Origin of the sequence: Bradyrhizobium sp. (assembly GCF_016462955.1) — a bacterium.
Lineage (GTDB): Bacteria > Pseudomonadota > Alphaproteobacteria > Rhizobiales > Xanthobacteraceae > Bradyrhizobium.
This window is the reverse complement of the sequence record NZ_JAEMSD010000436.1, coordinates 1,305-5,878: the sequence shown is the minus strand read 5'-3', so window position 1 is coordinate 5,878 and position 4,574 is coordinate 1,305. Positions and strand designations below refer to the sequence as shown.

The 4,574-nt window shown below is 66.2% G+C and carries 5 protein-coding genes; 2 read left to right on the top strand and 3 right to left on the bottom strand.

Going from position 1 to position 4,574, the window contains the following annotated elements; all coding sequences use genetic code 11:
• Window positions 1-112: 112 nt before the first annotated feature.
• On the bottom strand, window positions 113-457 hold the full coding sequence (locus JHD07_RS30905) for a hypothetical protein (protein ID WP_291629021.1): 345 nt from the start codon (window positions 455-457) through the stop codon (window positions 113-115).
• On the opposite strand from JHD07_RS30905, the gene JHD07_RS30900 reads away from it, so the two are divergent.
• Window positions 456-1,463, top strand: coding sequence for an RluA family pseudouridine synthase (locus JHD07_RS30900; protein ID WP_291629018.1), 1,008 nt, complete (start codon window positions 456-458; stop codon window positions 1,461-1,463). The genes JHD07_RS30905 and JHD07_RS30900 overlap by 2 nt on opposite strands.
• Window positions 1,464-1,680: 217 nt before the next feature.
• A complete protein-coding gene (rpoH, locus tag JHD07_RS30895; protein ID WP_291629016.1) occupies window positions 1,681-2,580 on the top strand; it encodes an RNA polymerase sigma factor RpoH in 900 nt (299 codons plus the stop codon).
• Between the two features lie 200 nt (window positions 2,581-2,780).
• Here the strand turns inward: rpoH and JHD07_RS30890 are convergent, their stop codons facing one another.
• Entirely contained in the window at window positions 2,781-3,404 is a 624-nt protein-coding gene (locus JHD07_RS30890; protein ID WP_291629014.1) for a peptidoglycan recognition family protein, read from the bottom strand.
• 35 nt (window positions 3,405-3,439) lie between these two features.
• Window positions 3,440-4,574, bottom strand: a 1,135-nt coding sequence (locus JHD07_RS30885) for a GGDEF domain-containing protein (protein WP_291629012.1), incomplete at its 5' end; no start/stop codon positions are given.

Genomic DNA, 4,574 nt, shown 5'->3' with positions numbered 1-4,574 from the left:
GAACCCCTGTTTCAGCCTTGAGAGGGCCGCGTCCTAACCGCTAGACGAAGGGAGCGTGAGGGCTAGCCAATAGCCTCGAAATTTGTCCGCCGCAAGGACCCGAACCGCCGTTTTACGGCTCGTTGGCAAATTTCAGCTTTCCGGCCGGCTTGAGCGTGTGGGCGTCGAAGGTGCGGATCTCGGTCACGCCGCCGAGGTCCAGCGTGACCACCAAGCGGTCTCCGGCGACGCCGGTGGAGACGATCCGGGCGCCCTTCGGCAGGGTGGCGGTGACGTCGCCGCCGGCTTCCACCGCCCTTCCCTCGGACTTGAAAAGGCGGTAGCCCACCGCGATCAGCACGGCGCAGAAGGCCAGCGCCGTGGTCAACCCCGCGATCAGCATCATCCGCCGCACCCGCGCGAACAGCGCGGCCTGCTCGGGGGTCGGTTCGGGAACAGCGGTATCAGACGTCGTCATGGAAAGCTCTGGGTCAGCGCAGCGGTTGGAGGTCGTGGTCGGGGGCGACGAGGGCTCGGCCCGGCTCGACCGCGTGCTGGCGGCGCGCCTTACCGACCTGTCGCGATCGAGGCTGAAGGCCCTGATCCTGGCGGGCGCAGTGCAGCTGAAGGCCGCCGCGGTCCGCGACCCCGCTTATCACGTCAGTCCCGGCGATACGATCACAATCGACGTGCCCGAGGCGGCGCCCGCCGAGCCCAAGGGGGAGGAGATCGCCCTCGATATCGTGTTCGAGGACGACGACATCGTCGTCATCAACAAGCCCAAGGGCCTCGTGGTGCACCCCGCGGCGGGCCACGAGACCGGAACGCTGGTGAATGCGCTGATCGCCCATTGCGGCAGCTCGCTGTCGGGCATCGGAGGGGTGCGCCGGCCCGGCATCGTGCACCGGCTCGACAAGGACACGACGGGGCTGATGGTGGTGGCGAAGAACGACCTCGCCCACGCCGCGCTATCGGCGCAATTCGCCGACCACGGCCGGACCGGCGAGATGCGGCGCGGCTACATGGCGTTCGTGTGGGGGGTGCCGCACCGGCACCGCGGCACCGTCGATGCGCCGATCGACCGCCATCCGCATGCGCGCGAGAAGATGGCCGTGCGCCAGGGCGGCCGCGAGGCGGTGACGCATTGGGACATCCTGGAGAGCTTTGCCGGCCGCGACGGCAAGCCGGTGGCCGCCCTGCTCGCCTGCGAGCTCGAGACCGGCCGCACGCACCAGATCCGCGTCCACCTTGCCCATATCGGCCATCCGCTGATGGGGGATGCGGTCTATGGCCCGCATTTCAAGACCAAGGCGAACCAGCTGGGCCCTGAGTCGCAATCAGCATTGGCGGCGCTGGGACGGCAGGCCTTACATGCTTACCTGCTGGTGCTGGAGCACCCGAGGACGGGAGAACTTCTGCACTGGGAGGCGCCTTTGCCGGAGGATTTGGTTCTCCTGGAAAGCGCCCTCAAAGCGGCGCTATGACGCAGCCGGCTTCAGAAAGGCTTTACATTACAAAAAGTTATAGCTGCCACACGGGGACGTGACGTCAGCAATCCTTCCCTTTTTGACCCCCAATGAGGTATATTGCGCGTGCGTTGAAATGACCAACGCGGAACATCGCAGCCCGGCCGGCTTTGACACAGCGGTCGTCTGCCTGGCCCGCCGCTATCGGGGGCCTGAACCATTTGGAGGGCGCACTATGGCCCGTACCGCTTCTTTGCCGGTCCTCAATGGAGAATCCGGCCTTTCTCGTTACCTCGCCGAGATCCGCAAGTTCCCGATGCTGGAACCCCAGCAGGAGTACATGCTCGCCAAGCGTTGGCGCGAGCATGACGATCGGGACGCGGCTCACCAGCTCGTCACCAGCCATCTCCGACTCGTGGCCAAGATTGCCATGGGCTATCGCGGCTACGGCCTGCCGATTTCCGAGGTCGTGTCGGAAGGCAATGTCGGCCTGATGCAGGCGGTGAAGCGATTCGAGCCCGAGAAGGGGTTCCGTCTCGCTACTTACGCCATGTGGTGGATCAAGGCGTCGATTCAAGAGTACATCCTGCGTTCCTGGTCGCTCGTGAAGATGGGCACCACCGCGAACCAGAAGAAGCTGTTCTTCAACCTGCGCAAGGCGAAGAGCAAGATCAACGCACTGGACGAGGGCGATCTCCGCCCCGACCAGGTGAAGACGATCGCCAAGCGCCTCGGCGTCACCGATCAGGACGTCATCGACATGAACCGCCGCCTCGGCGGGGACGCGTCGCTGAACGCGCCGATCCGCGACGACGGCGAAGCCGGCGAATGGCAGGACTGGCTGGTCGACAATACGCCCAATCAGGAAGCTATGATGGCGGAGCACGAGGAGTATGATCACCGCCGTGACGCGCTGAACGGCGCCATGGGCGTGCTCAACCCGCGCGAACGCCGCATCTTCGAGGCTCGCCGCCTCGCCGATGATCCGATGACGCTGGAAGACCTTGCCGCCGAGTTCGGCGTGTCGCGCGAGCGCGTCCGCCAGATCGAGGTCCGCGCCTTCGAGAAGGTGCAGTCCGCGGTGAAGGGCACGATCGCAAGGGCCGAACAGGCTGCGCTGGAAGCCGCGCACTAAGCGGGCGTTTCAGCACAAGAGATTGGCGGATCGAAAGAGCGAAAAAGCCGGCGGCAACGCCGGCTTTTTTGTTGGAGGGTGGGCACTCCGCCGTCATTCCGGGGCGCGCGCAGCGCGAGCCCGGAATCCATCCATCCACCAACTCTGACACAAGATGGATTCCGGGTTCGCGCCAAGAGGCGCGCCGGAATGACAACCAACTACTCCCCCCACTGCCTTGCCATGGTCGCGAGCGTGCAGCCTTCGCAATAGCGGGCGTCCTTGTAGTCGATCCAGTTGTGCGCGTAGACGCGGTCGAGCGGGATGCCGTAGCGCGTGCGCAGCACCTTGACGAGGATCTTCCACGCCGCGACCTGCGCCTCGGTCGGTGCCGTCGTGACATCGGGATAGTTGCCGGCGAACTCGACGCCGATCGAATTGTCGCGCACCACCTGGCGATAGGTCGACTTGTTGTCGATGTACTTGTTGTCGTTGCGGTTGGCGCCGTCGCCATGGGTCGGCACAAGATTTTCGGCGACCGCCCAATACACCGTGCCGTCAGTCTCGACCCACACCGTGACGCCGCGCCGCGTCGGGTTCTTCGCCTGCGCCAGCGCGCCGCCGCGCGCCGAGCCCGCGGGTCCCTCGGTCTGGTGCACGATGATGTTGCGCCAGGGGTTGGCGTTGCGGACGTCGCCCCAGGGCGCCAGCCAGACCATCTTCAGGCCGGGAATGTCGGGCGTGCCGGAGGCGCGCGCGAGCCTTGCAAGCTCGGCATCGTCAGCGGCGGCGGGAGCGACAAGAAGGAGCGCGGCGAACGCAGCAGCAGCCAGGCGAGACATCATCAGGCACGTCCAATGCAACCCGAGGCAAGCCCACTTTACGCGAATTTGCGCAGCGCTTCGATCGTCTCGGGCGAGAGCGGCGGCGGGGCCGGATCATAGACCGCAAAATCGTTCTTGCCGTTCTTCTTGGCGGCATACAGGGCGTGGTCGGCATTGGCCATCAGGCGGTCGGGGAAATCGCCGATGCTGCGATCCCACTCCGCGACCCCGATCGAGATCGCGATCGGAATGTCGCCGGGGGTGCAAGCCTCGGCATCCTGACGGCAGGCCTCGAGCACGCGGCGGGCGATGGTGGCAGCTTCGCGCAGCGACGAGGACGGCAGCACGACGCAGAACTCGTCGCCGCCGGTGCGGGCGAGCATGTCGCCGGGCCGCAGCCGCGTCTGCGCCATCAGGGTGAAGTGCTTGAGGCAGGCATCGCCGGCGGCATGGCCGTGAGTGTCGTTGATGGCCTTGAAGCCGTCGAGATCGATCACCAGCAGCGAGAACGGCGCGCCGCTGCGCCCCGAGCGGGCACATTCCTCGGTCAGGCGCTGCAGGAGATGCCGCCGGTTGGCGACGCCGGTGAGATCGTCGAGCAGCGCAAGGTCCGCGACCTCGTTGCGCAACCGCTCGATCGCCATCAGCAGGCAGGCGAAGTTCCAGCCCATGCCCAGGAACACCAGGAGCAGGATCATCAGCGCCTGCAAGCCGTTGAAGCTGGTGGCGACGATGGGACCGCCATAGCCGAGCAGCGCCGCGGCGGAGCGGACCACGTGAATGAACAGGAGCAGAAAGCCGACGATCGCAGCGAGGCGCGCGCCCGGGTTTTCCCGGCCGCTCTGCCTGCCGAGAAGCAGCGGCAGCGTCAACACGATCGGTGTCGATTGACCCAGCGAGTAGATCAGGACCCGCATCGGCATGTTGTCGGTGACGAGCAGGAAGAAGGCGAGACCGGCGCTGCACAGAACGGAGTTGGCGACCGCCGCCGGCCAGGACACCGGCCGGTGATAGAACCGGGCGACGCCCATGCAGGCGAGCCACGACGAAAAGATCATCAGGGCGCCGCCGCCGATCAGCGGAAAGCCCGGATCCATCACGTCGCGCAGCATCGAGATCGCCGCGCCTGCCGCAGCCAGCACCGCCGCCGCAGTCCAGTACCGCGCCGCCTCGAATTTGGGATAGGCGTGC

Excerpts from the sequence above, each read along its gene's own strand:
- JHD07_RS30900 (WP_291629018.1), top strand. The coding sequence starts at position 456 with ATGGAAAGCTCTGGGTCAGCGCAGCGGTTGGAGGTCGTGGTCGGGGGC.
- JHD07_RS30905 (WP_291629021.1), bottom strand. The coding sequence starts at position 457 with ATGACGACGTCTGATACCGCTGTTCCCGAACCGACCCCCGAGCAGGCC.
- rpoH (WP_291629016.1), top strand. The coding sequence starts at position 1,681 with ATGGCCCGTACCGCTTCTTTGCCGGTCCTCAATGGAGAATCCGGCCTT.
- JHD07_RS30890 (WP_291629014.1), bottom strand. The coding sequence starts at position 3,404 with ATGATGTCTCGCCTGGCTGCTGCTGCGTTCGCCGCGCTCCTTCTTGTC.